This window comes from Phytohabitans sp. LJ34 (assembly GCF_052068095.1).
In the GTDB taxonomy this organism is placed as follows: domain Bacteria; phylum Actinomycetota; class Actinomycetes; order Mycobacteriales; family Micromonosporaceae; genus Phytohabitans.
Map to the genome: position 1 here is coordinate 139,924 of NZ_JBQHDG010000003.1, position 25,516 is coordinate 165,439.

The window sequence follows — 25,516 nt, forward strand, 5'->3', positions numbered from 1 at the left end:
CTCACCAATGGCCAATCTTGGGAGGGTGGCATGACCAGCACCGTCAGAGGGAGCCAGCTCGCGCGCCTGCTCGGCCATTGGCACGCGCTGCCGGGCCGCCGGCGCAACCCCGACTACGCCGCGCTCGCGGGCGCAATCCGGGGCCTGCTCGCCGACGGGCGCCTGCCGCTGGGTGTGCGACTCGCGGCCGAGCGCGAGCTCGCCGACGCACTCAAGGTGAGCCGCACCACGGTGACCGCGGCCTACCGGGAGCTGCGCGAGTCGGGCCACCTCACCAGCCGGCGTGGGGCCGGCAGCTGGACCACGCTCCCCGGCGGGCACAAGGTGGCCAGCTCGGGCCTGTGGACCCCGCAGGACGACCTCGACATGATCGACCTCGGGTGCGCCGCGCTCGCCGCCCCGCCCGAGCTGATGCCGGCCGCCGCGGCCGCCGCGCAGGGCCTCCACCGCTACCTGTCCGGTGCCGGCTACCACCCCACCGGCATCATCGAGCTGCGCGAGGCGGTGGCCCGGGGGTACACCGAGCGGGGCCTCCCCACCAGCCCCGACCAGATCATGGTCACCAGCGGCACCCAGCACGCCCTCGACCTGGTGCTGCGGCTGATGGCGCCGCCCGGCGCGCCGGTGCTCCTGGAGTCGCCCACCTATCCCAACGCGCTTGCCGCACTGTCCGCGCGGCGCGCGCGGATCGCCACCCACGGCCTCGACACCGGCGAGGGGTGGGACGCCGACCTGCTGCTCGACGGCCTGCGGCAGACCCGGCCACGGCTGGCTTACCTGATCCCCGAGTTCCAGAACCCCACCGGCCACCTCATGCCAGCCGGGCTGCGCGAGCGCGTCGTGGCGGCCGCACACGCCGCCGGCACCGACCTGGTGATCGACGAGTCCTTTGTAGACCTCCCACTCGACGGCACCGAAATGCCGCCGCCGGTCGCCTGCTACGACCGCCATTCGCGGGTGGTCTCGATCGGCGGGATGAGCAAGCCCTACTGGGGCGGCCTCCGCATCGGCTGGGTGCGCGCCTCGGCCCCACTGGTGCAGCGGCTGGCCGCGCTGCGGGTCGGCGTCGACATGGCCAGCCCGGTGCTCGACCAGCTCGTGGCCGTGCAGCTGCTGGAGCTCGCCGACGTCATCGTGCCGCAGCGCCGTCGCCAGCTCGCCGAGCAGCGCGACGCGCTCGTCGCGGCCCTCCGGCGCGAGCTGCCCGAGTGGGGCATCCGCGTGCCGAGCGGCGGCGTGACACTCTGGGCCGAGCTCGACGGCCCGGTCTCGAGCGCCCTCTCCCGCGCGGCCGAGGAGGTCGGCGTGCGGCTGGCGCCCGGCCCGCGCTTCGGGGTCGACGGCACGCTGGAGCGGTTCGTCCGCCTCCCGTTCACGCTGCCCGCCTCCGACCTCGAAGACGCGGTCAAGCGCCTGGCCGCCGTCCGCTACGACCTCGACCGCACCCGCCGTCCACAGTGGCGCGAGCCGGCGATCCTCACCTGACAGATTTGAGGTCCAGGCCGCTGCTCTCGCGGCCTCACCGAGGCCTTGCCCGGTCAGCGTCGCCGCTCGTCGTGGCGCTGCTTGGAGGCAGATTCTTTCCCAGATCCGCGTCAGCTGCGGACCGTATGCGCGGGGTCCCCGGGGAAACGTGGAGCGCAGCGGAGCGTTTTCTTGGGGTGCTTTCCCGCGGGCACCGTTCCCGGCCGGCGGCTCGCCAGGGCGAGCCGAAATCCCCGGCCGTCCACTGCCAGGTCCGCGGGACAAGCCCCAACCTGCGACATCCCGACCCGCCGTCCAGGTCCAGATTGTTGGCCGGTATTTCGGTGCTGGCCAGAGCGGGTGTCGCCGGTTCGGCACGGTCGCGCGAGAGGTGGTCTGGGGTGCCTGTGGTGCGTTAGGTGTCCAGGGTGGTGCCGCAAGGCCTTGATCGGCGACGAGGATGGGGCAAGTCCCGGTGATCGTGGTCGTTCAGACCCCCTGGAGGGGGTCCAGATGACCACGATCTACAACACGGCCCGCCGATCAAGGGACCTGTGCGAGCGGAGGCCTGGGTGCGGCCTGACCAGCACCAAAACACCGGCCATCGATCAAGGGGCAAGGCTTCGCAAGCCCGGTGCCCACCACGCTTCGGTGATCGTTAGCCCAAAACCCGCGTCCGTGCCGGCGTGTCACACGGGTTCCGGGCTAACGATCATGACGCATCCCGGATGCTGAGCCACCTCCCCAAACAGTGGGAAAGTCGGCCGGTGACCCGCCGGTCCTTGTGTTTCGCGGCCCGGTCAACCCCTCAGCCGCAGCCAGCGGGCGAAGCCCGGCCATGCCGTATGCCGTCGTCCTCCCGCACGGAGAGCAGACCAGCGCCACGGCCTCCACACCACGACAAAACGCGCCGATCAGACGGCGGCTGGCGGCCCCGGCGCTGCGCCGCTCACACCGTCGCGGCGGTTACTCGCGGCGACGAAACGCCCGTTGCTTCCTGGAGCGCCCATCCAGCAGACATTGTGGACAAACGTCGACAGCCGCCTGGCGCGAGCCCAATCCAGCCGCCCTCGCGTCCTCCCCTCCGGTTGCGCGAGGTGAGCGTGACCAGCGGCGGACGGGTGAGGCCGCGGGAGCAACGGCATGGACCACGACGGGCGTCGCGGTAGCTCAAATCTCTGTCTATATAAGGGATTCAGGGATCGAAGCTGTCTTCGGATCGGTCGAGGGCGAGCCCAGGCGGATGCCCACCTGGGCTCGCCCTCCACGTCGGTCAGATCTCGGCGAGGCTGCCTTCGTACATCTTGTCGATCTCGCCGGTGAAGTTGGCCTCCACCACGCGGCGCTTGATCTTCATGGACGGGGTCATCTCCCCGTCTTCGATCGTGAGATCACGGTGCAGGATCGTGAACTTCTTGACTGTCTCCCACCGGTTGAGCTTGGCGTTCAGCTCCTCGACGTAGCCGGCCACCATCGCCCGGGCCTCGGGCGAGCCGGCGATCTCGGCGTAGGTCTTGCCGGCGTGCGGGCCGCCGGCCGCCCACCCCACGATCGCGTCGGGGTCGAGGGTGACCAGCATCGTGCAGAAGTTGCGGCCCTGGGTGATCACGACCACCTGCGACGTGTACGGGCACAGCGCCTTGAACATGCCCTCGATGTGCGACGGTGCGATGTACTTGCCGCCGGACGTCTTGACCAGGTCCTTCTTGCGGTCGGTGATGCGCAGGAAGCCGTCCGGGTCGAGCTCGCCGATGTCGCCGGTGCGGAAGAAGCCGTCGTCGGTGAACGCGGCGGCCGTCTCCTCGGGCAGGTTGTGGTAGCCGCGCATGACCGGCTTGCCGCGCAGCAGGATCTCACCGTCTTCGGCGATCTTGCATTCGAGGTCGCCCAGCGCGGGGCCGCACGTGCCGATCTTGACCCAGTCGCGCCGGTTGACGAAGTTGCCGGCGCTGGTCTCGGTGAGCCCGTACCCCTCGCCGATCGGTAGGCCCGCCGCCGCGAAGAACTCGGCGATCGGCACCGACAGCGGCGCCGCGCCGGAGACGAGCTTGTGGATGCGGCCGCCGAGGCGGGCCTGGAGCTTGCTGAAGACGAGGCGGTTGGCGAGGCCGTACCGCATCGCGAGGCCGCGCGGCACCGGCTTGCCGGCCTGCTCCAGCGCCACCTTCTGCTTGCCGGTGCGCACCGCCCACGCGAAGATCTTCGCCTTGGCGCCGCCCGCGTCCTGGGCCGACGACACCGCGCGGTTGTACACCTTCTCGAAGATGCGCGGCGCGCCGCACATCAGCGTGGGCTTGACCACCGCGAGGTTGTCGACGAGCTTGTCGAGGCGGCCGTCCACATAGGTCGGCATGCCGACGTGGATGATGCCGGTGATCAGCGTCTTGCCGAACGAGTGGGAGAGGGGCAGCCACAGGTACTGGAGGTCTTCCGGCTCCATCAGGCCCGGTCCGGCCTGCGCGACCGCCTCCCAGCACCACCCGCCGTGCAGCAGCTCGACGCCCTTGGGGCGCCCGGTGGTGCCCGACGTGTAGATCAGCGTGGCCAGGTGGTCGTGGGTGATGCCCTCCACGATCTTTTCGATCATGTCGGGCTCCGCCTTCAACCGCTCGGCGCCCACTTCCTCCAGGTCGGCGAGTGTGGTCTGCGGTGGCGCGGCGGCCGGATCGGCCGGGCCGTCGATGAGCACGACGTGCTTGACGGCCGGCACGCTGGCGCCGGCTAGCTTGCCCGCCTGGGTGGCGTTTTCGGCGATGACGACGGTCGAGCCCGAGTCGCCGATGATGTACGCGACGTCTTCCGGCTCGGTCGTCGGGTAGACCGTGGTGGTCGCGCCGCCCGCGCACATGACGCCGAGGTCGGCCAGCACCCACTCCAGCCGGGTGTTGGAGATGATGGCGACGCGGTCTTCCATGCCGACGCCGAGCCCGATCAGCCCGGCGGCGATCGCCTTGGACCGGCGGCCGATCTCCGACCACTTCAGCCAGACCGGCCCGGAGTCGTCCGGCGCGGGATGGGCCAGTGCCTCGCGGTCGGGAGTCGCCGCGACGCGTTTCAGGAACATGTCCGGTATGGACCGGTAGGGGATATCAAGAGACATAGCTGGGGGCCGCCTCACAAGTCAACAACGTGACCGCCGTCACGCTAGTGTGTTACTGAACGGTAGTGGTGGACCGGCCCTGTCGCCAAGACCCACCGACCTCCCATCCACATCGTGTCTCGGCCCACCACGCCGACTGGGGTTGCGGGGGCGGTGGGACTGGGGGACCATGGGTGGGCCGGTTGCTGTTGAGCTTTCGGAAGTGATCCCGGCCTTTCTCCGGACGGTGGGAGGTCGGGTTTCGCGCTTTCTGGGATCGTCATAGGCGCAGCTCGGTGATCTTCTTGATCAAGGGATCGATTCGCTTTCGCCAGTCCCCGCCCGCGCCGTAGGACCAGGCTATGCAGTCGGCGGCTGCCAATAATGGCTCCTCGTGTCACGTAACTGTGCATATGACAGCTCCTTGAGCGAAGGCATCGCTTTGCGAGCCTTGGCGATGGTTTCCCGGTCCCGGTGATCCTGGCCGTCCATCGATTCCAGGATCAAGGAGCGTGCCGATGCCCGAGTGATCGTCAGATCGCCGAGGAGCTGCTAGAGGCAGGCCTCTCGCGCCGCGACGGCGGGTCCGTCGCAAAGGTAGATCCTCCCGCGCGCCCGGCTTGTCGCGATGACGCCCAGAATCTCCCGGCGGCGGGAGTCTCGCTCTTTCACCATGTGCACGCGCCGCTGCCCGGGTTTGGCGAATCCGCGCAGGATCGTCCGAGCCTTTGGTAAATCGGCTGGTTCGTAGATCGCCGCACAAAGCAGATATGTGCCGTGGCGTTCGGACTCGTCGACGAAGACGTGCACCGCGCCATCTTGGCAGAGCTTCAGGAACCAAACTGTCCGCCGGGCATTTGTGATTTAGCCAAAATGAACGGTCGCACCCTATCGTTCTATAGACAGGGTGCGACCGATCGTCCGGTGCGTTTTGGGACTAGTCGTCGTCCCCGCCACGACCCTTGCCGCTGCGGTCGTCGTCTCCGCCGCGACCGCTGTCGTCGTCTCCGCCGCGACCGCTGTCGTCGTCTCCGCCGCGGCCGCTGTCGTCGTCTCCGCCGCGGCCGCTGTCGTCGTCTCCGCCGCGGCCGCTGTCGTCGCGGTCGTCGTCTCGGTCGGACTTGACGATGGCGCCGGTCTCGCGGTCGACGTAGACCTTGTGCTCCACGCCGCCCTTCACGATCTCGATCTTCCAGGTCGGCCGGCCGTGCTCGAACTCCCGTTCGGTGTCGACCACCGTGCCGCCGCCGGTGGTGGCGAGCGCGATGTCGATCGCCCGGTCGCGGCCGATCGCGTCGGCGGCGGGCGCCGTCGACGTCGGGTCGTCCGACGGGGATGACGCAGACGCCGAGACTGCCACGCCGAAGCCGTCGTCCGCGGCGCCTCCGGTGAGCGCCGCACCCGCCGCCGCCCCGGTCGCGACGATCCCGGCGGCGGCCACCGCGCTGACCAGTACCAGCAATGTCTTGCGTGCCATGACGTACCTCCTTGTCGACATGAGGTTCGCCCGACGCGGCCTAGGGGCGCGCTGTGGCAACGCTAAGGCCGCGCTAAGAGCGCGGCGGCTGAGGCTACGGCCGCGCCAAGAGCTCCAGCGTCACCACCGCGCCACCGGTCGGGGAGTTGGACAGGCGCAGGACCCGCCCGGCGCGGCGGGCGATGTCCAGGCCGAGGCCGGTGGAGCCGGCGCCGCTCTCGCCCCGCTCGCCAGCACCCGCGGGCAGCCCGGGGCCCTCGTCGGTGACGGTCAGCACGCCGTCGCCGCCGAGGCTCACCCCGAACGGTGTGCCGTCCGGCGTGTGCGCGAAGACGTTGCCGAGCAGGGCGTCCACGGCCGCGGCCAGGTCGTCGGCCGCGACCGGCACCGGGAGCGGGCCGTCCACCAGGTCGAGGCGGACGTCGCGGCCGGTGTCCTCGGCGAGCACCGCCCAGAACGCCACCCGGTCGCGGACCACCGCCGCGGCGTCGCACCCGCCGGCCGCCGGTGCCGAGTGGCGGGCGGCGCGGATGAGGCCGCTCACCGCGCGTTCGACGGCGTCGACGCCGGCGGTCACGCGGGCGGCCTCGGCCGGGTCGGCCAGGGCCTCGGCCTCCAGGCGGAGCGCGGTCAGCGGCGTACGCAGGCGGTGCGAGAGGTCGGCGACCTGCTCGCGTTCCTCGCGCAGCAGGTCCTGGATGCGGCCGGCGAGGTGGTTGAGGGCGCCGGCCACGTCGCGCAGCTCGGCCGGGCCGGACGGCGTGGCGCGCGCGGAGAGCTCGGCGCCGGCGAGGCGGTGGGACACAGTGGACAGTTCGGTGATGGAGGCGACGAGCGAGCGGGCCAGCCGGTCGGCGACGAAAAGACCGACCAGCACCAGCGCCACGCCGAGCGCGGCCAGCACCAGCCAGGCGCGGGTCACGCCGCGGGAGAGCTCCTCCGCCGTCACGAACGTGCGCAGCACCACCGTGCCGTCGTCGCGACCCTGGACGCTCACGACGATCTCGCGGCCGCCGTCGACCTTCACGGTCAGGCTCCGGCCGCGCGCCGCCAGCTCCACCGCCGGGGTACGCGGAGCCGGCGCGCCCACCGACGAGCCGTCCGGGAGGTACACGGTGACCGGGCGGCCGGCGCCCGACGCGAGCGAGGCGAGGCCGGCTCGGTCGGTGGTGGCGGCCAGCGGCACCAGGCCCTGCACGTCGGCGGTGGCCGTGACCACCGCGCGGTCCTGCGCCACCGCCCGCACCAGCACGGCGAGCGGCACCAGGAACGCGACAAGCACCAGGCACGCCGTCGCGGTGACGAGCAGCGCGAGCCGCCGCCTCACGAAGGCCCCGGCGCCGACAGGCGCACGCCAACACCCCGCACCGTGTGGAGGTAGCGCGGCTCCTGCGCGGTCTCGCCCAGCTTGCGGCGCAGCCACGAGAGGTGCACGTCGACGGTCTTGTCCGCCCCGCCGTACGGCACCTGCCACACCTCGGTCAGCAGCTCCCGCTTCGTCACCACCTGCCCGGCGCGGGCCGCGAGGTGGTGCAGCAGGTCGAACTCCCGTGGCGTCAGATCGAGCGCCGCCCCCGCCAGCGTCGCCTCCCGCGACCGCGGGTCGACCCGCAGCTCACCGACGAGCACGGCCGACTCGCCCGGGTCGCCGGCCCCGCGCCGCAGCACCGCGCGCACCCGGGCGTCGAGCTGCGCCGCCGTGAACGGCTTAACCACGTAGTCGTCCGCCCCCGCGTCGAGTCCACGCACGATCTCCGCCTCGTCGTCACGTGCGGTGGCGATGATGACCGGCACCGCGCTCACGCCGCGCAGCATGCGGAGCAGCTCGAGCCCGTCGAGGTCGGGCAGGCCCAGGTCGAGCACCACGAGGTCGGGGCGCTCCTGGAGCGCGGTCTGAAGCCCGCTCATGGCGGTGTGCGCGGCGGCCACCGCGTGCCCGCGCTCGCGCAGCGCCCGGATCAGCGGCGTGCGGATCGCGAGATCGTCTTCGATGAGCAGCAGGCGGGCCACACCAGGCAACCTATCCTGCACCCGCACGCCGCGGGACCTGCGTTAACCCTCCCTTAGCGTCGCCCGGCGCCCGCCTTAACGGCGGGCAGGGCATAGTCGGGGAATGCGTAGCCGCGCCGCGTTCGCGATGGTGGGTTGGCTCGTCGCGGCGGCGGTCGCGACGGTCGCCGGCCTCGGCGCGGTGCGGGTGATCGGCGACGGCATCACCGGCACGGCCGCGACCACCCTCACCGAGGAGGAGGTCGCCGAGGCCCTCGCGTCACCGGTGCCGCCGACCACCGCCGGCCCGCGGCCGACCCCGTCGACCACCGCCGGCGCGGGCACCCTCCTCACCCACGACGCCGGCCGCGTCGTGGCCACCTGCGGCGGTGGCCTCGTCACGCTCGTCTCGTGGTCGCCCGCCCAGGGATACCAGGTCACCGACTACGAGAAGGGCCCCGCCGAGGAGGCGGAGGTGACCTTCGACCGGGGCGGCGAGGGGCACGGCAGCGGCGAGGTCGAGCTGCACATCGCCTGCCGCGCCGGCACCCCGGCGATCACCCGCGTCGACGACTAGCCAAAGACAGGGATTTGAGCTGCCGCGATGCCCGTCGTGGTCCAGGCCGCCGCTCCCGCGCCTCACCCTGGTTTCTTGGGTCGCGGTTTTTCGAACCCGCGGGCACTCAGACGCCGAGCTTGGCGGAGCGGAGAAACGCGGCCATCTCGGGGGTGCCGTCGACCTGCACCCGGGCGGCCCGCTGGCGGCCGCTCAGGAAGATCGCCAGCTCGCCGGGCGCGCCCACCAGGCGTACCTGGGCGCCGCCGGAGCCGGCGGTCGTCTCGCCGTACCCGGGTGCCTGGACGCGCACGGCGGCGCGCACCCGGCGCAGGGCGAGCCTGGCCACCCCCTTGGCCCGCCGCCACAGGGCCTCCTGCTGCTCGCGGGGCAGCTCGCGCGGGCGCCAACCGGGGCGGCCGCGGCGGACGTCCTCGTGGTGGATGAAGAACTCCATCGTGTTCGCCGCCGCGTCGGCGAGCGGGTTGCTCACCAGGCTCCACCACGGTGCCGCGCGGACCATGTCGACAAGCTCCGGGTAGGGCCGGGTGGCCAGCGACGTGCGCACCCGCTCGGAGTGGCGGCGCAGCGGGCCGATGAGGATGCCGGCTGCCGCGTCGGGGCGGCGTTCCCGCATCACCAGGTGGGCGGCCAGGTCGCGTGCCGTCCAGCCCTCGCACAGCGTGGGCGCGTCGGGGCCGACCGCGATCAGCAGGTCGGCGAGGAGCTGCCGTTCACTCTGGGCATAGCGGGCCATGCGCCCCAAGTTAGCGCGTGTGACGGCTGACACAGCGGATAAGCGGTCGCCACCAGGCGTTTCCTCCGGTAAGGATAGAGAAGACCAAATAGTGCTTACGGGGGAGTGGTGGCGGAGAGTACCAGCCGGGATGTGTTGGTCCAGGGCCTGCGCATCCTGGGGCGCGCGATCCGCGAAGAGCGCCGCATCTTCGCCGTCTCGGTCGTCGGCAGTGGCGCGTTCGGCCTGCTCACGATCGCCGGTGCGTATGTGGTCGGCGCGATCGTCGGCGACATCGTGGTGCCCGCGGTGGAGGACGGTGAGGCGGACACCGGCCTGCTCTTCCTCGTGGCGGCGGCGCTCGTCGGGCTGAGCCTGCTCAAGGTCGGCTCGATCTTCGCGCGGCGGCTGGGTGCGGCGTTCATGCAGTACCGGCTCCAGGCGTCGTACCGCCGCCAGGTCACCCGCCGCTACCTGGAGCTGCCGGTCGCGTGGCACCAGCGCAACGCCACCGGCACGCTGCTCTCCAACGCCAACTCCGACGTCGAGGCGACCTGGTTTCCGATCGCGCCGCTGCCGTTCGCGGTGGGCACCCTCATCATGCTGGCCGGCGCGTTCGTGTCGCTCTTCGCCACCGACTGGGTGCTCGCGCTGGTCGGCGCGGCCATCTTCCCCGCGCTCTTCGCCCTCAACGTGGTTTACTCCCGCCGCATGGCGCCCCGCCAGACCCGCGCCCAGGCGCTGCGCGGCGAGGTGAGCGCGATCGCGCACGAGAGCTTCGACGGCGCGCTCGTGGTCAAGACGATGGGCCGCGAGGCCGAGGAGACCGCCCGCTTCGCCACCCGCGCGGCCGAGCTGCGCGACTCGCTCATCGCGGTGGGGCGGCTGCGCGGCGTCTTCGACCCGATGCTGGAGACGCTGCCCAGCCTCGGCACGCTCGCCGTGCTCCTGGTCGGCGCCTGGCGGCTGCGGCAGGGCGCGGTGACGGTCACCGAGCTGGTGAGCGTCGCGTTCCTGTTCACGGTGCTGGCGTTTCCGGTGCGGGCGATCGGCTGGGTGCTCGCCGAGCTGCCGCGCAGCGTCGCCGGGTGGGAGCGGGTGCAGCGGGTGCTGACCGCGGACGGCGAGATGCCCTACGGCGCCCGCGCCCGGGGCGGTCGCGGCACGCCCGCGACGCTGCGCTTCGACTCAGTCCACTTCGGATACGAGGACGCGCCCGTCCTTTCGGATGTCTCCTTTACGGTGCCGGCGGGGCGGACCGTGGCGCTGGTCGGACCGACCGGCTCGGGCAAGTCGACGATCGCGTCGCTCGCGGCGCGCCTCGTCGACCCCGCGCACGGCACCGTCTTCCTCGACGACACGCCGCTGACCGCGCTGACCGCCGAGTCGCTGGCCGAGACGATCGCGCTGGTGCCGCAGGTGCCGTTCGTCTTCGACGACAGCGTGCGGGCCAACGTCACGCTCGACCGCCCCGGCGTCTCCGACGAAGACGTGTGGGCGGCGCTGCGGATGGCACAGGCGGAGGGCTTCGTCGCCAGCCTGCCAGAGGGGCTCGACACCCACGTCGGCGAGCGCGGCGCCACGCTCTCCGGCGGGCAGCGGCAGCGGCTCACGCTCTCCCGGGCGCTCGCCGGCCGGCCCGGCCTGCTCGTGCTCGACGACGCCACGAGCGCGGTCGACCCGCGCGTGGAGGCGGCGATCCTCGGCTCGCTGCGGGCCGCCGACCCGCCCGCCACGATCCTCGTCGTCGCGTACCGCCGAGCCACCATCGCCCTCGCCGACGAGGTGGTCTACGTCGAGCACGGCCGGGTGGTGGCGACCGGCACGCACCCGGAGCTGCTGGCCACCGTGCCCGGGTACGCCGACCTCGTCACCGCGTACGAGAAGGCCGAAGCGGAGCGGGAGCGCGAGCGGGCCTACGAGGAAGTCGCATGAGCGCCTGGGCCACCATGCGCCGCGGCCTGGCGCTCTCACCCGAGCTGCGCACCGGCCTGGCCGGCACCCTCGCGCTCGCCGTCGTGTCGATGGTGGGGCGGGCGGCCGTGCCCGTCGCGATCCAGCAGGGCATCGACCGCGGCCTCCGCGCGCCCGGTGGCCCGGACATCGGCGTGGTGAGCACCGTCGTCGGGATCACCGCCGCCGTGCTCGTGGTCACCACGCTCTGCGGCTACCTGATGATGCGCCGCCTCTTCACGGTCAGCGAGACCGCGCTGGCCAACGTGCGGGTGCGCACCTTCCGCCACGTGCACGACCTGTCGATGCTCCACCAGCAGTCGGAGCGGCGCGGCTCGCTCGTCTCCCGGGTGACCAGCGACGTCGACCAGATCACCCAGTTCCTCCAGTGGGGCGGCGTGATCCTGCTGGTCAGCACCGGCCAGGTCGTGGTCACCGTGGTCGTGATGGCCGTGTACTCGTGGCAGCTCACGCTCGTGGTCTTCGCCGCGTTCCTGCCCGCGGTGGCGGTGATCCGGGGCTTCCAGAAGCGCCTCGCCGGCGCGTACGGGATCGTGCGCCAGCGCATGGGCGCGATGCTGGCGGCCATCTCGGAGAGCGTGGTGGGCGCGGCGGTCATCCGCGCGTACGGCGTCTCCGGCCGCACCGCCGGCAAGCTTGACGCGACCATCGACGCGCAGCGGCGGGCGCAGAGCCGGGCGATGACGCTGAGCGTGACGAGCTTCTCGACCGGCGAGCTGGCGTCCGGCCTGGCCCTCGGTTCGGTGGTGGTCGTGGGTGTGCTGCTCGGCGTCGACGGCACGCTGACGGTGGGGCAGCTGACCGCGTTCCTCTTCCTCGTCGCGCTCTTCGTGCAGCCGGTGCAGATCGCCACCGAGGTGCTCAACGAGGCGCAGAACGCGATCGCCGGCTGGCGCCGCGTCCTCGACGTGCTCGACCTCGAACCCGACGTGGCCGACCCGGCCAAGGAGGGCGTCGACCTGCCGCCCGGCCCGCTCGGCATCCGCTTCGCCGGCGTCTCGTACGCCTACCCCGGCGGCCCCACCGTACTGTCCGATGTGGACGTGGAAATCGCGCCGAAGTCGCGGGTGGCGGTCGTGGGCGAGACGGGGAGCGGCAAGACCACGTTCGCGAAGCTGCTCACCCGCCTCATGGACCCGTCGACGGGCGAGGTGCTGCTGTCGGACGCGCCGCTCGACCGGGTGCGCTTCAACTCGTTGCGCAGCCGCGTGGTGATGGTGCCGCAGGACGGGTTCCTCTTCGACGCGACGGTGGCCGACAACGTGCGCTTCGGCCGCCCGGGGCTGGGCTCCGACGGGCTGGCGCTGGCCTTCGCCGAGCTGGGCCTCGCCGACTGGGTCGAGGGCCTGCCGATGGGCCTGGCCACACCGGTCGGCGAGCGCGGCGAGGCGCTGAGCGTGGGCGAGCGGCAGCTGGTGGCGCTGGCCCGCGCGTACGTGGCCGACCCCGACCTGCTCGTGCTCGACGAGGCGACCAGCGCCGTCGACCCGGCGACCGAGGTGCGGCTCCAGCGCACGCTCGACGCGGTGACCCGCGGCCGCACCACGGTGGCGATCGCCCACCGCCTCTCCACGGCCCAGGCCGCCGACGAGGTCATCGTCGTCGACAAGGGCCGCATCGTGCAGCGCGGCCCGCACACCGAGCTGGTCAAGGAACGCGGCTCGGTCTACGCGAGGCTCTACGCCTCCTGGCTCGAACAAACCCGATAACCCAAGCAAATTTGCCCACGTCCGCGTCAGCTGAAGACCGTATGCTCCCGCGGGCCGCCGGCTCCGCCGTGCAAGCCCAAACCTCCGGGCTGCCCCAAGAGGGCAGCCCTCTTGGGCGTGAATTCCGCGGAGGGCTCCCGTGTCACCGGCCAGGCGTGTAGAGGGCTGCCCTCTTGGGTGCGGCGGGTCGGGTGCGGGTGGGCTTGACCCGCGGGCCCGGCAGCGGACGGCCGGGGGTTTCGGCTCGCTCTGCGAGCCGCCGGCCGGGAGCGGTGCCCGCGGGAGCATACGGTCTGCCGCTGACGCGGACGTGGGCAAATCGGTAAATACGCGACCGGGGCCTTACCCGCACGGCCCTCCCAAGCTTGCGTGGCCGGCCCCGGTCGCGGGCTCAGGGTGTGACGGCGCAGCGGCGGCAGAGCACGGGGTGGAGCAGGCGGGCCAGGTCGGCGCGGTCGGCGACCGGGCGGGGAAAGGCGAGCCGGGCCCGGTATTCGCGGCCGGGCGCGCCGAGGGCCACCACGAAGCCGTAGCGGTCGAGGCGCACCACCCGCGGCGGCGGGCCGTCCGGGCCGGTGTGGCCGCTGCCGGCGAGCTGCCGCTGGATGAACTCGGCCATCTCCGGCACGTGGTGGTCGGCGAGGTCGGTCAGCAGGTCCCACTCGACGGCCTGGAGCGGGTCGGGCTCGGCCGCGGCGTACTCGTCGGGATCGATGTCCCGGATGCGGCCGCCCACCTCCAGGCGGACCTCGGCCGGCTCCATGCGGAAGAGCACCTGGCCGCGGCCCACGTCGAGCAGGTCGCCGACGGGGTCGATGTCGACGAAGTCCTGCGCGGCCTGGCGGGCCTCGACGCCGGTGAGCGGGGCGGCCCAGCCGGAGACCCATACGCGGCCGAGCGTCGGCGAGCCGGCCACCGGGGGCACGTCCTGCACGTCGAGCACCACGGCCACGTCGTCGGTGCCCTCGGCCGGGCGCAGGGAGTCGGCGAGCTCGCCACCCGCCGGTACGAGCATCAGCACCCGCCCGGCCGCGTCGGTGGCGTGCCGCACCCGGTGCGGGCTGGGCCGGCAGGCGATGTGCGCGGTGCCGGGGAGCCGGCCGGCGGCCAGGGTGCGGGCGACCTCGGCGGGGGTGGGCTGCATGTCGGGGACCTCCGGCGGTCGGTTAGGTTAGGCTTAGTAAGGGCAGGCTAACCTACTCGAACGGAGTCGTCCACGTGAACCAGGCTCGACCCAAGGCGCGCATCTCGCGGGCGCTCGGCATCCCGCTGACGCGCAAGGACACCAAGTACTTCGAGCGCCGTCCATATCCGCCGGGTGTGCACGGGCGGTCGCGCCGCAAGACCTCCGACTACCAGGTGCGTCTGCTGGAGAAGCAGCGGCTGCGCTTCCAGTACAACATCAGCGAGAAGCAGATGCGCCGCACCTTCGCCGAGGCGCACCGCAGCACCGCCAAGACCGGTGACCTGCTCGTCTCGCTGCTCGAACGCCGCCTGGACGCGGTGGTCTTCCGCGCCGGGCTGGCCCGCACCATCTACCAGGCGCGCCAGGTCGTCGCGCACGGCCACATCACCGTGGACGGCGCCAAGGTGGACCGCCCCTCGTACCGGCTGCGGCCCGGCCAGGTCGTGCGGGTGCGCGAGTCGAGCCGGCAGAAGCCGCCGTTTCAGATCGCGGCCGCCGGCGCGCACGTGGACGGCCCGACCGCGCCGTACCTGTCGACCGACCTGCCCGAGCTGACCACCACGCTGCTGCGCGAGCCGGAGCGCCGCGAGGTGCCGGTGATCTGCGACGAGCAGCTGGTGGTGGAGTTCTACTCGCGCTGAGCGGCGTGGGGGGCGCCCAGGTCTCCGTTGACGTACCGCTGGACGTTGGGCGCCACCGCCGCGACCACGACCTCGACCGGGGCGGAGGCCAGCGGCTCGAGCTTGAGCACGTAGCGGATCATGGCCAACCCGGCCATCTGCGACGCGACAAGGCTGGCCCGCAGCGGCGCCTCCGCCGGGTCGGTGGTGAGCTTGGGCAGTACGTGGCGGATCATCTGCGTGGTCACGAACTCGCGCAGCAGGCGGGCGGTCCACTCGTTGGAGACCGCCGAGCGCATCAGCGCCACCCCGCCCACCCCGGCCGGCGAGTCCCAGATGCGGAGGAAGAACCGCACCAGCCGCTCGCCGATCTCGTCCGGCCCGCCGGAGAGCACCTGCGGGAGCACCTCGCCCGGGTCGATCGGGAAGTTCATGCACGCCTTGAAGAGCTGCTCCTTGGTCCCGAAATAGTGATGGACCAGCGCCGGATCCACACCGGCGCTGGTCGCTATCCCGCGGATGGAGGCCGCCTCGAAGCCCCGCTCGGCGAACGCGTCCCGAGCCGCCGTGAGGATGGACTCACGGGTGTCCGGGTTACCAGGGCGGCGTCCGGTCCGTCGTGCCATGTGCGTCCTTGTTCCTTGCTTCTCGTCAAGCGGTGCGGCGGCGCAGCGTGGCGGCGGCCAACACGAGGGCGACCACGACGCATCCCGCGACGATGCCGAGGTCACGCCAGAGGGTGGCCGTCGCGTCCGCGTTGGCGCCAACCTCCTGGAGGGCCTCCACCGCGTACGACAGCGGCAGCACGTCGCTGATCGCCTCCAGCCAACCCGCCATCTGCTCCCGGGACACGAACAGCCCACACAGCAGGATCTGTGGGACCGCCACGACTGGCATGAACTGTACGGCCTGGAACTCGGTACGTGCGAAGGCGCTACAGAACAGGCCGAGCGCCACGCCGAGCACCGCGTTGACGACCGCGATCAGGATGACCAGCCCGGTGCTGCCCGCCGTGTCGAGGTCGAAGAGCCAGTAGGCCAGCCCGGCCGCCACCGACGCCTGCACGGCCGCGGCGATGCCGAACGCGATCCCGTAGCCGAACAGCAGGTCGAGCCTGCCGAGCGGGGTGGTCAGCAGGCGCTCGAGCGTGCCGGTGGTGCGCTCGCGGAGCATCGCGATGCTCGTCACCAGGAACATGATCACGAACGGGAACACGCCGAGCATGATCAGCGCGATGCGGTCGAAGATCATGGGCTGGTCGTCGAACATGAAGTAGAGCAGGGCGAGCAGCAGCGCCGGCACGACGACGAGCATGGCGATCGTGCGCGGGTCGTGCAGCAGCTGGCGCAGGATGCGGGTGATCGTCGCGCCGAGGATGCGTGGGCTCATGCCGCCACCTGCCTTGCCTGGCGAAGCATGCGCGCTCCGCTTCGCTGCGCGCTCATGCCGCCACCTGTGCCTTGATGAGCCGGAGGAACGCCTCGTCGAGGTCGTCGGTGCCGGCCCTCTCGCGCACCGCCGAGGGGGTGTCGTCGGCGATCAGCGCGCCCTCGCGGATCAGCAGGAGGCGCTCGCACCGCCCCGCCTCGTCCATCACGTGGCTGGAGACCAGGATGGTCGCGCCCCGGCCGGCCAGGTCGTGAAACTGCTTCCACAGCTCGTCGCGGAGGACCGGATCCTGCCCGACGGTCGGCTCGTCGAGCACCAGCAGCTCCGGCTCACCCATGATCGCGCAGGCGAGCGAGGCCCGGCTGCGCTGGCCGCCGGAGAGGGTGCCGACCAGCTGGGTGGCCGCCTTCGCCAACCCGACGTCGGCGATCGCTTGGTCGGCGGTGGCCCGGTCGTAGCCGTAGAGCGCGGCGAAGTAGCGCGCGTTTTCCCGGACGGTGAGGTCGGCGTAGACGCTCGGGGCCTGGGTGAGGTAGCCGACCTTGCTGCGCAGCGGCGCCGACCCGGCCGGCTCGCCGAGCACCTCGATCGAGCCCGACTTGACGACCTGGACGCCCACGATCGCCCGCATGAGGGTGGTCTTGCCGCTGCCGCTGGGGCCGAGGAGCCCGGTCACGCTGCCCCGCGGGATCGAGCACGTGAGCCCGTGCAGCACCCGTCTCTTACCGCGCTCGACAACGAGGTCCCGGACCTCGATCGCGCTGGTCATGATGCCTCCCAAAAACTCATCACCTGATGAACTCAACGCTAGATGAAATCTTGGCCCAGCTCAAGTCGGGCTTTTCGCGGCCTTGACTTCGAGTGGGCTCGAACTGGAAGTCTGTGGACATGACGATGACGGTCAGCGAGGCCGCTGAGCAGGTCGGCCTCACCACGTACACGCTGCGGTGGTACGAGCAGGAGGGCCTGGTCGAGCCGGTCGGCCGCGACTCGGCGGGCCGGCGGCGGTACACCCAGCAGGACCTCGACTGGCTGATCCTGCTGACCCGGCTGCGGCGCACGGGGATGCCGGTGCGGGACATGCGCCAGTACGCGGAGCTGGCCCGGGAGGGCGACAGCACGTTAGGCGCCCGCCGCCGCCTCTTCGAGGCGCACCGCGACCGGGTGCTGGCCCGCATCGCCGAGCTCGAGGAGGACCTGAAGGTCCTCAACTACAAGATCGAGGTGTACGGGAAGATGGAGCAGGAGCTCTGCTGACCGCCGGATGCACATGGTGCGGGGCCAGCCCACTGGGCTGGCCCCGGCCGCTTTCTGGAGAGGTTTCTTCCTAGAGCGCTTTCTTCTGGTGCGGTGGCCAAAAACGTTGGCCGGCTTCGCCGGCCCGGGTGAGCGACGGCCGAAGGCCACCGCTCACCCGGTGAAGGCTTGTTACCACCGCACTAGAGTGCGAGCACCCGGTCGAGGAAGTCGCGGTAGCGGCGCATGGCCACCCGCAACGCCTCGGTGTCCGGAGTCTCCGACTGCCGGCGCGGGTCAAGGTCGACCTGCTCGTCCAGCAGCCGCTCACCGAGCGCGTGCACCGCGCTGGCGACGAGGGCCTGCGCCTGCGCGACCGCCGCCGACGGGTCGTCGACGAAGTTCGCCTTGATCAGGTGCCAGTCCTCCCGGAACCGCTCCGCGGCCTCCTCACTCCAGACCGCGATGTGCGTCTCGGCGAGATCGCCCGGCCTGAGCTGGGTGGCCACCGCGTGATCGTCACCGTGCGCCACCCCCTCGCCGAGCACCGCGAGCGCGGCGGGCGCCCCGGCTCCGACGAGCTCCTCCGCACGGTCGCCCTCGTCACCCTCCGCGTCGACCTCTTCGACAGCGGCGGCGGTGGCTTCTTCCGCCGCCTCGTCCTCGACGGTGATGTCGTCGGCGGCCTCAGCGTCGACCCCGGCCTCGCCATCGGTTGCGGCTTCCGCGTCCGCTGCGGTCTCGCCGTCGGCTTCGGCCTCGGTGTCGGCGGTCGCGGCGGTGACCTCGGCGTCGGCCCGGTCGTCGGTGTCGGCGGCGGCGATGGTCTCGACCTCGTCGTCGCTGTCGGCGGTGGCCTCGCTGTCGGCGGCGGTGGTGGCCTCGGCGTCGGTGGTGGCCTCGTCGTCGGTGTCGGCCTCGGCCTCGGTGTCTGCCGCGGCGAGGATGCCGACCGCGGGAACGTCGTCGGCGGGCGGGGTCCCCCAGTCGTGGTCGTCACCACCGGCCGGCGGGCTGGCCCAGTCGTGGTCGTCGCCGCTGGGCGGACCGCTGGCCGTCAGCGGCGCGACGACCGGCTCCGGGTTGGACCAATCCTTGCCCAACAGCCCGGCGGATGGGCTGACCTCCCGCTCGGCGGCGGCATCTGTGGGTTGAATGATGTCCTCCTCACTGAGTTTCTCTTCAACCGCCCCATCCACCGGCTCCGCCCACGCGTCGGCGAGGGCCGCCCCGTTGATGCCGGGCACGGCCTCAGCGGGAACATCAGCAGGCGAAAGCGGCGTGGAATGCGCGGCAAGCGCGCCAACCTCGACCGGCTGGTCGAGGTCGAGGTCGGGGTCACCACCGGCGCCGTCGCCCGCCCACTCGTCCGCGGTGGCGTCCCCTTCGTCAGCAGCGGATTCGAGAACGCCGCCGTCCCCCTCCGCCCCGGCGTCGGCCGCGCCGGCTTCCGAGCCTCCGTCGTCGGTGCGAGCCTTGGCTTCCGATCCTTCGTCGTCGGTGTCCGCCTCGGCTTCCGGCCCTTCGTCGTCGGCGGAGTCCGTCTCGGCGACGACGCCGTCACCATCAAGGGCGGCCGCCGCCTCGTCGCCGCTCGCCTCGCCCTCGGCCAGACCCGCGCCGGCGTCCACCTCGGACTCACTTTCCGCGGCGGCGTCGGAGTCGCTCTCCGCGGTTGCGTCCGCGTCGGGCTCACTTTCCGCGGCGGCGTCGGCGACGCCTTCTGCGGTGGCGTCGGCTTCGGAGTCGGTCGCGGCGGCTTCGGCGTCCGAGACGGCCGCCGCTTCGGTGTCGGTGTCCCCTGTGGACTCCGCGTCGGTGGTGAGGCCCGCGACCGGCTCGCCCGCGTCGGCCTCCGGCTCGGTGGCGGCCTCGGACTCCGGCTTCGCCTCTACCGCGGCGTCCACCTCCGGTGCGATGGCCGCTCCGGACTCAGGCTCGGTCTCGGCGGCACCCTCCACTTCGGCCCCGGCCTCGGTGAGTGCTTGGGCCTCGGTGTCGGCTTCCGCGAGTGCGTCGCCCTCAGCATCGGCAGAGGGCTCGGCGTCCACTCCATCGACGGCGTCTGCCTCGTCGGTGGTGACGTCCTGTTCGACCGCGTCTGCTCCGTCGCCGGCGTCTGGCTCGGCGAGGGCGTCCGCCTCCTCGGCAGCGTCCCCCTCCTCGGCAGCGTCCCCCTCCTCGGCAGCGTCCCCCTCCTCGGCAGCGTCCGCCTCGTCGGCGGTGCTCGCTTCAACGACGGTGTCTGCCTCGCCATCGGCATCCGCGTCCGCGGGGGTGCTGCTGGCCTCGCCGGCTTCCGGCGTGTCGGTGTCCAAGGCCTCGGCCACTGTGGCGTCAGCGTCCACACCGGACTCGGCTTCGGCATCCGCGGTGTCGGCTTCGGCCGTGGGCTCGGCTTCGTCTTCGGCCTCTGGATCGGTATCGGTCTCGGCCGTGGGCTCAGTTTCGTCTTCGGCGGCTGCCAGGTCGGCGGTCAGGGCCGCGTCGGCATCCGGCTCGGTGTCCTCCGTGCCAGCCGGCTCTTCGAGCGTGGTGGCCGATGCGTCGGGGTCGGCGGCGGTGTCCGCACCGGGCTCGTCCGCTGGCTCCGCCGCGGCGTCCAACTCGTCCACCGTCGCCGGGTCCGCCGTAGCCTCGACCGAGGAGTCCGTCTCGGCCGTCTCGTCGGCTCCGGCATCGAGCTCGGTGCCGCCGTCCGCGTCGGCCTCAACCGTGGCTTCGGCTTCAGCGTCCGGTGTCACCGCGTCCGTCGGCTCGGTGTCCTCGGCCACGTCCGGCTCGGCGGCCAGATCCGCCTCGGGCTGGTCCGCGCCGTCGGTCTCGGCGTCCACATCGGTGTCCACCGCGGCGTCGGCGTCCGCACTCGCCTCAGGGTCGAGCACGGCGTCGGCCTCCGCCTCCGTGTCGGCTTCCGCGTCGGTGTCCGATCCGGCGTCGGTGTCGAGCGCCGCATCGGCGCCCGCGCCCGCGTCTGGGGCGAGCGCGGCTTTGCTCTCAGCCTGGGGCGCCGCCGCCTCGGTCTCGGCCTCCGGCGCCGTGTCGGGCTCGGCCGCCGTCTCGGTGTCCGTCGTGGCCTCAGGTGCGGGCGTCGGATCGATGTCCGTCGTGGCGTCGGGAACGGGCGTCGGGTCGTCGTCTGTGGTCAGCGCCGCGTCCGCCGGCGCGGCGGCCAGGTCTGGCGAGGCGTCCGCCTCGCTCGCGGGCTCAGCCGCCGGGTCGGCCTCCAGTGTCGCCGCGCTGGCCGCCGGGTCAGCGGCGTCGGCCTCCGGGTCCAGCGTCGCGTCCGCCTCGCTCGCGGGCTCCGGCGCCGGGTTGGCCTCCAGCGTCGCTGGGCTGGCGTCCGGGTCGGCGGCGTCGGCCTCCGGGCTCATGGCGGCGCCGGCCTCCAGCGTCGCCGCGCTGGCCGCCGGGTCAGCGGCGTCGGCCTCCGGGTCCAGCGTCGCGTCCGCCTCGCTCGCGGGCTCAGCCGCCGGGTCGGCCTCCAGCGTCGCCGCGCTGGCGTCCGGGTCGGCGGCGTCGGCCTCCGCGTCGGGGGTGGCTTCAGTGGACGGGACGGTGTCCGGGTCTGTGCCGGCGGGCGGGAGGGTGTCGGGAGCGGATACGGCGTCAGGGGCCGTGGGGGCGTCGAGGACGGGCGGGGCGAGGGCGTCAGGGGCGGCCGGGCTCGGGGTGGAGGCTTCGATCAGCTGGCTGGCGATCGGTGGCAGCGGGGACTCCTCGGCCCGGTCGCGGGGGACGATGATCGGGATTTCGGTCGTCGGCTCGTTGATGGCCGACGTCTGGTCGGAGGGCGGGCGCTGGCCGGGCAACAACCCGGCTGGTACCACAGGGATTGCGGCTGTGGTCTCGGTGTCGGCGTGCTCGGAACCTGGCATGGGGGTGGGCTGCATGGCGTGGTGTCCTCCGTCCGCTCGGCTGGGCCCCGGCGAGCGGACGCCGGGGTGCCCGGTGCGCCCGTACGCGATCTTCGGCGGCGCAGCCCACGGGAAGGCGGACATGACGCCGAACCGTTGCGATAGTGGCCCAGCCTGACAACTGGGCACCCCGCCGGAGACCCTGGCGGCGCACCGACAACCTACCGTCCGGCGCTCCTTCGCACAGCCCCCGGAAGAGCACCGATTCCGGTGCGGAACAATTGGACACCGTGGCACTACCCGAACCGCCGAGAAGGCCGTCCGCACTCGACCCGATGATCGCCGCGCGGCTGCGCCGTAACGATGCCGGCCTCGTGGCCGCGATCGTGCGTGAGGAGAGCACCGGCGACGTGCTCATGATGGCGTGGATGGACGACGAGGCGCTGCATCGCACCCTCACGACGGGGCGGGCCACCTACTGGTCGCGCAGCCGCCAGGAGTACTGGGTGAAGGGCGAGACGTCGGGCCACCACCAGTACGTGAAGGCGGTGTCGCTCGACTGTGACGGCGACACCGTGCTGGTCACCGTCGAGCAGGTGGGCGCCGCCTGCCACACCGGCAACCACACGTGCTTCTTCGACGAGCTGCCGGTCAAGACGGGAGCGTCCGCATGACCACCGGAGCGGTCAGTCCAGACCTCGCCACGTTCCGCGGTCTCGCCGCTACCCGCCGCGTGGTGCCGGTGACCCGGCGGCTGCTGGCCGACGGAGAGACGCCCATCGGGGTCTACCGCAAGCTCGCCGGCGGCTCCGGCACGTTCCTGCTGGAGTCGGCCGAGCAGGGGGCGGGCACCGCGTGGTCGCGCTACTCGTTCATCGGCGTGCGCAGCGCCGCCACCCTTGTCGAGCGGGACGGGCGGGCCGTGTGGCTGGGCGCCCCACCCGCCGGCGTGCCGACCGAGGGTGAGGTGGTCGACGTGCTCAAGCAGACGGTCGCCGCCCTCACCAACAACGAGCCGCCGGAAGGCCTGCCGCCGCTCACCGGCGGGATGGTCGGCTACCTGGGCTACGACCTGGTGCGCCGCTTCGAGCGCCTACCCACCCTGGCCGAAGACGACCTGGGGCTGCCCGAGCTCGGCATGATGCTCGCCACCGACCTCGTGGTGCTCGACCACTACGAGGGCGCCGCCATCCTGGTGGCCAACGCGATCGTCCAGGGCGACGACGCCGACGCCGCGTACCACCACGCGGTCGGGCGCCTCGACGCGATGACCACCGCCCTCTCCCGCCCCATCCCGCCGATGATCTCCACAGTGGACAGCCCGCCGGCGGGCGAGGTCCGCAGCCGCACGGAGGCCGGGGCGTACCCGAAGGCGGTCGAGGTGGCCAAGGAGGCGATCCGGGCGGGCGAGTGCTTCCAGATCGTGGTGGCGCAGCGCTTCGAGCGGGAGACCACCGCCGACCCGCTGGACGTCTACCGGGTGCTGCGCACGACCAACCCCAGCCCGTACATGTACCTGCTCCGCTTCGACGACTTCGACATCGTCGGCTCCTCGCCCGAGGCGCACCTCAAGGTGACCGGGCGGACGGCACTGCTGCACCCCATCGCGGGCACCCGGCCGCGCGGCGCGACCCCGGAGGAAGACGGTGGCCTCGCCGCCGAGCTGATCTCCGACCCCAAGGAGCGGGCCGAGCACGTGATGCTCGTCGACCTCGGCCGCAACGACCTCGGGCGGGTCTGCCGGCCGGGCACGGTGGAGGTGCCGGAGTTCGCGACCATCGAGCGCTACAGCCACGTGATGCACATCGTGTCCACCGTGGTCGGTGAGCTGCGCGCGGACCAGACGGCGTTCGACGCGCTGGCCGCCACCTTCCCGGCCGGTACGCTCTCCGGCGCGCCCAAGGTGCGGGCCATGGAGATCATCGAGGAGCTGGAGCCGACCCGCCGCGGGCTGTACGGGGGCACGGTCGGCTACTTCGGCTTCGGCGGCGACATGGACATGGCGATCGCGATCCGCACCGCGCTGATCCGCGGCGGCCGCGCCTACGTGCAGGCGGGCGCGGGGATCGTCGCCGACTCCGACCCGGCGGCGGAGGAGCGGGAGACCCGGAGCAAGGCGGCCGCCGTGCTGGCCGCCATCGCCGCGGCGGAGACGTTGAAACCGGCCCGATGAACGAGCGACGCCAGCTGGCCTATACCGTCGTCCTCTGCCTCGCCGGCGCCGGGCTGGCGCTCTTCGCGGCCACCCGCACCTGGGCGGTCGACGTCGTCGCGCGGCCCGAGCCGCTGCCACCCACCCGCACGGCGCAGACCGGGGGTGACCTGCTGCCCTGGCTGCCGCCCCTGGCGGTCGTCGGGCTCGCCGGGGCCGGCGCGGTCGTGGCCACCCGTCGCGCGGTGCGGCGCTGGCTCGGCGTACTCCTGCTGCTTGTGGGTCTTGGGGTCACGGCCGGCGGCGCCTACGGTCTCGGCGAGACCACCGCGTGGGCCCTGGCCTGCGTGGCCGGTGGGCTGTCGCTCGCCGCGGGCGGCGCGGCCGCCGCCGTGCGCGGGCCTTCCTGGCCGGGCCTGGGTACCCGCTACGAGCGCGCGGCGCGGCGGCCGGCCGACGGCCCGACGGCGGCCTGGGACGCGCTCGACCGCGGCGAAGACCCGACGCTGAGCTGACTGACCAGGCGGCGCACCTCGTCGTGGTGCAGGGCGCGGGCCCGGTCGGCGCAGATGGCCTCCCAGGCGTTGCGCTGGGCGGTGCGCACCCGGGCGTCCCCGACGACGACGCGCTCGACCGTGTCGATCACGCCGACAGCCATCGAAAGGACGGAACGGGGTATCTCGACAAGGCCGCCGGTGTTTTGTGTGCTCATGGTCGCGCTCCGGGACTCGGGTGACGGGCACCGTCGAACAGTCTGCCTGAAGATGATCGTGCGGGAGGTGTGTTTCGGGTCGGTGACCCGACGGTCAAGTGTCCGGCAACAGCCCGGACAGATGGCCATCGCATGGCCGGAACGTGACGCGGCGAACAATGCGCCGGGCAGTGCTGATCGCGCTCGCTTCGCTCGCTGATGCCCGACTGGCCGGCGCGATCCGGCCTCGTCGCTGCGCTCCTCGGGACGGATCTTGCCGACCAGCTCGGGCAGTGCTGATCGCGCTCGCTTCGCTCGCTGATGCCCGACTGGCCGGCGCGATCCGGCCTCGTCGCTGCGCTCCTCGGGACGGATCTTGCCGACCAGCTCGGGCATTATGCCCGAGTCCAACCCGTGAGGCGTGCCATACCCCGGACTCGGACACGTCCGTGGCGCCCCCTAGCATCGGGCGAATGACACCCGGAAAGGGGAGTCCGTTGGTGACTGCTGAGCATGCGTACGCGGAAGACGAGGGCGGCAAGCCGGCCGCCGGGGGACCCGCGAGTGTGCTCGACGAGATCCTCGCCGGTGTGCGGGAGGACGTCGAGCTGCGACAACAGCGGGTGTCGCTGGAGCGGGTCAAGGAGCTCGCGGCCGCCGCTCCACCACCGCTCGACGCCTACGCGGCACTGCGCCGCCCCGGCGTGGGCGTGATCGCCGAGGTCAAGCGCTCGTCCCCGTCCAAGGGGCAGCTGGCCGAGATCCCGGACCCGGCCGACCTGGCCACGGAGTACGCGGCGGGCGGCGCCCGGTGCATCAGCGTGCTCACCGAGGGGCGGTGGTTCGGCGGCTCGCTGGACGACCTCGTCTCGGTGCGGGCCGCGGTCGGCGTGCCGGTGCTGCGGAAGGACTTCGTCGTCTCCAGCTACCAGGTGCACGAGGCCCGCGCGCACGGTGCCGACCTGGTGCTGCTGATCGTGGCGGCGCTGGAGCAGAAGGTGCTGACCGGCCTGCTGGAGCGGATCGAGTCGCTCGGCATGACCGCGCTCGTCGAGGTGCACACCGAGGAGGAGGCCGACCGCGCGCTGGAGGCCGGCGCCCAGGTCATCGGCGTCAACGCGCGCAACCTGCGCACCCTCGAGGTCGACCGCTCGGTCTTCGAGCGGATCGCGCCCGGCCTGCCCAACAGCGTCGTGAAGATCGCGGAGTCGGGCGTGCGCGGGCCGCACGACCTGATCCGGTACGCGTCGGCCGGCGCCGACGCCGTGCTCGTGGGTGAGGGCCTGGTCACCAAGAAGAGCCCCCGCGACGCGGTGGCCGAGCTGGTCAACGCGGGCAACCACCCCGCCACACCCAGGCCGGTGCGATGAACGCCTCAGCCGCGCTTCCGGCGCGGCACCG

22 protein-coding genes are annotated in these 25,516 nt (G+C 72.6%); 10 read left to right on the forward strand and 12 right to left on the reverse strand.

Going from position 1 to position 25,516, the window contains the following annotated elements:
* The first annotated feature begins 30 nt into the window (after positions 1-30).
* Positions 31-1,485, forward strand: coding sequence for a MocR-like transcription factor YczR (gene yczR, locus ACTMTJ_RS06070; RefSeq protein WP_441215086.1), 1,455 nt, complete (start codon positions 31-33; stop codon positions 1,483-1,485).
* Between the two features lie 1,252 nt (positions 1,486-2,737).
* On the opposite strand, the gene ACTMTJ_RS06075 is transcribed toward yczR, so the two are convergent.
* The 5 genes from ACTMTJ_RS06075 to ACTMTJ_RS06095 all read right to left on the reverse strand — a co-directional run bounded on the left by ACTMTJ_RS06075 (position 2,738) and on the right by ACTMTJ_RS06095 (position 8,030).
* Positions 2,738-4,564 carry an AMP-dependent synthetase/ligase gene (locus ACTMTJ_RS06075; protein ID WP_441215087.1) on the reverse strand — a complete coding sequence of 609 codons (1,827 nt, stop codon included), beginning with the start codon at positions 4,562-4,564 and terminating at the stop codon, positions 2,738-2,740.
* Positions 4,565-5,095: 531 nt separating this feature from the next.
* On the reverse strand, positions 5,096-5,353 hold the full coding sequence (locus ACTMTJ_RS06080; RefSeq protein WP_441215088.1) for a hypothetical protein: 258 nt from the start codon (positions 5,351-5,353) through the stop codon (positions 5,096-5,098).
* Positions 5,354-5,480: 127 nt separating this feature from the next.
* Complete coding sequence (locus ACTMTJ_RS06085; protein ID WP_441215089.1) at positions 5,481-6,020, reverse strand: PepSY domain-containing protein; 540 nt, start codon at positions 6,018-6,020, stop codon at positions 5,481-5,483.
* A gap of 94 nt (positions 6,021-6,114) precedes the next feature.
* The gene (locus tag ACTMTJ_RS06090; RefSeq protein ID WP_441215090.1) at positions 6,115-7,347 is read right to left on the reverse strand and encodes a HAMP domain-containing protein; all 1,233 of its coding nucleotides are present in this window, start codon (positions 7,345-7,347) and stop codon (positions 6,115-6,117) included.
* Positions 7,344-8,030, reverse strand: coding sequence for a response regulator transcription factor (locus tag ACTMTJ_RS06095; RefSeq protein WP_441215092.1), 687 nt, complete (start codon positions 8,028-8,030; stop codon positions 7,344-7,346). Before ACTMTJ_RS06095 ends, ACTMTJ_RS06090 begins: the two co-directional genes overlap by 4 nt.
* A 103-nt stretch (positions 8,031-8,133) precedes the next feature.
* Here ACTMTJ_RS06095 and ACTMTJ_RS06100 point away from each other — a divergent pair, with 103 nt between their 5' ends.
* Positions 8,134-8,586, forward strand: coding sequence for a septum formation initiator (locus tag ACTMTJ_RS06100; protein WP_441215094.1), 453 nt, complete (start codon positions 8,134-8,136; stop codon positions 8,584-8,586).
* Between the two features lie 106 nt (positions 8,587-8,692).
* On the opposite strand, the gene ACTMTJ_RS06105 is transcribed toward ACTMTJ_RS06100, so the two are convergent.
* Complete coding sequence (locus ACTMTJ_RS06105; RefSeq protein WP_441215095.1) at positions 8,693-9,322, reverse strand: TIGR03085 family metal-binding protein; 630 nt, start codon at positions 9,320-9,322, stop codon at positions 8,693-8,695.
* Positions 9,323-9,430: 108 nt separating this feature from the next.
* Here ACTMTJ_RS06105 and ACTMTJ_RS06110 point away from each other — a divergent pair, with 108 nt between their 5' ends.
* Together ACTMTJ_RS06110 and ACTMTJ_RS06115 are read left to right on the forward strand one after the other, a co-directional pair.
* A complete protein-coding gene (locus ACTMTJ_RS06110; protein ID WP_441215096.1) occupies positions 9,431-11,236 on the forward strand; it encodes an ABC transporter ATP-binding protein in 1,806 nt (601 codons plus the stop codon).
* Positions 11,233-12,984, forward strand: coding sequence for an ABC transporter ATP-binding protein (locus tag ACTMTJ_RS06115; RefSeq protein WP_441215097.1), 1,752 nt, complete (start codon positions 11,233-11,235; stop codon positions 12,982-12,984). Before ACTMTJ_RS06110 ends, ACTMTJ_RS06115 begins: the two co-directional genes overlap by 4 nt.
* A gap of 391 nt (positions 12,985-13,375) precedes the next feature.
* Here ACTMTJ_RS06115 and ACTMTJ_RS06120 read toward each other — a convergent pair whose 3' ends face one another.
* A complete protein-coding gene (locus ACTMTJ_RS06120; RefSeq protein ID WP_441215099.1) occupies positions 13,376-14,128 on the reverse strand; it encodes a DUF2470 domain-containing protein in 753 nt (250 codons plus the stop codon).
* 74 nt (positions 14,129-14,202) lie between these two features.
* On the opposite strand from ACTMTJ_RS06120, the gene rpsD reads away from it, so the two are divergent.
* A complete protein-coding gene (rpsD, locus tag ACTMTJ_RS06125) occupies positions 14,203-14,811 on the forward strand; it encodes a 30S ribosomal protein S4 (RefSeq protein WP_441215101.1) in 609 nt (202 codons plus the stop codon).
* Here rpsD and ACTMTJ_RS06130 read toward each other — a convergent pair.
* From ACTMTJ_RS06130 to ACTMTJ_RS06140, 3 genes are read right to left on the reverse strand one after another with little or no spacing between them, the layout of a single operon-like run.
* A complete protein-coding gene (locus ACTMTJ_RS06130) occupies positions 14,799-15,416 on the reverse strand; it encodes a TetR/AcrR family transcriptional regulator (RefSeq protein WP_441215103.1) in 618 nt (205 codons plus the stop codon). The genes rpsD and ACTMTJ_RS06130 overlap by 13 nt on opposite strands.
* A gap of 25 nt (positions 15,417-15,441) precedes the next feature.
* A complete protein-coding gene (locus ACTMTJ_RS06135; RefSeq protein ID WP_441215105.1) occupies positions 15,442-16,179 on the reverse strand; it encodes an ABC transporter permease in 738 nt (245 codons plus the stop codon).
* A 52-nt stretch (positions 16,180-16,231) separates the two neighbouring features.
* Positions 16,232-16,948, reverse strand: coding sequence for an ABC transporter ATP-binding protein (locus tag ACTMTJ_RS06140; RefSeq protein ID WP_441215106.1), 717 nt, complete (start codon positions 16,946-16,948; stop codon positions 16,232-16,234).
* Between the two features lie 119 nt (positions 16,949-17,067).
* On the opposite strand from ACTMTJ_RS06140, the gene ACTMTJ_RS06145 reads away from it, so the two are divergent.
* Positions 17,068-17,436, forward strand: a complete 369-nt coding sequence (locus ACTMTJ_RS06145) for a MerR family transcriptional regulator (protein WP_441215108.1) — start codon at positions 17,068-17,070, stop codon at positions 17,434-17,436.
* A gap of 182 nt (positions 17,437-17,618) precedes the next feature.
* On the opposite strand, the gene ACTMTJ_RS06150 is transcribed toward ACTMTJ_RS06145, so the two are convergent.
* On the reverse strand, positions 17,619-21,293 hold the full coding sequence (locus ACTMTJ_RS06150; protein ID WP_441215110.1) for a hypothetical protein: 3,675 nt from the start codon (positions 21,291-21,293) through the stop codon (positions 17,619-17,621).
* A 269-nt stretch (positions 21,294-21,562) separates the two neighbouring features.
* On the opposite strand from ACTMTJ_RS06150, the gene hisI reads away from it, so the two are divergent.
* From hisI to ACTMTJ_RS06165, 3 genes are read left to right on the forward strand one after another with little or no spacing between them, the layout of a single operon-like run.
* Positions 21,563-21,946, forward strand: a complete 384-nt coding sequence (gene hisI / locus ACTMTJ_RS06155) for a phosphoribosyl-AMP cyclohydrolase (RefSeq protein WP_441215112.1) — start codon at positions 21,563-21,565, stop codon at positions 21,944-21,946.
* On the forward strand, positions 21,943-23,445 hold the full coding sequence (locus ACTMTJ_RS06160; protein ID WP_441215114.1) for an anthranilate synthase component I: 1,503 nt from the start codon (positions 21,943-21,945) through the stop codon (positions 23,443-23,445). Before hisI ends, ACTMTJ_RS06160 begins: the two co-directional genes overlap by 4 nt.
* Positions 23,442-23,939: a Trp biosynthesis-associated membrane protein gene (locus ACTMTJ_RS06165; protein WP_441215115.1), complete on the forward strand. Its 498-nt coding sequence runs from the start codon at positions 23,442-23,444 to the stop codon at positions 23,937-23,939. Before ACTMTJ_RS06160 ends, ACTMTJ_RS06165 begins: the two co-directional genes overlap by 4 nt.
* Here ACTMTJ_RS06165 and ACTMTJ_RS06170 read toward each other — a convergent pair.
* Positions 23,852-24,136, reverse strand: a complete 285-nt coding sequence (locus ACTMTJ_RS06170) for a hypothetical protein (protein WP_441215411.1) — start codon at positions 24,134-24,136, stop codon at positions 23,852-23,854. The genes ACTMTJ_RS06165 and ACTMTJ_RS06170 overlap by 88 nt on opposite strands.
* A gap of 545 nt (positions 24,137-24,681) precedes the next feature.
* Here ACTMTJ_RS06170 and trpC point away from each other — a divergent pair.
* Positions 24,682-25,485 (forward strand): indole-3-glycerol phosphate synthase TrpC, encoded by an 804-nt coding sequence (gene trpC, locus ACTMTJ_RS06175; protein WP_441215412.1) that lies wholly within the window; start codon positions 24,682-24,684, stop codon positions 25,483-25,485.
* Positions 25,486-25,516 lie beyond the last annotated feature (31 nt).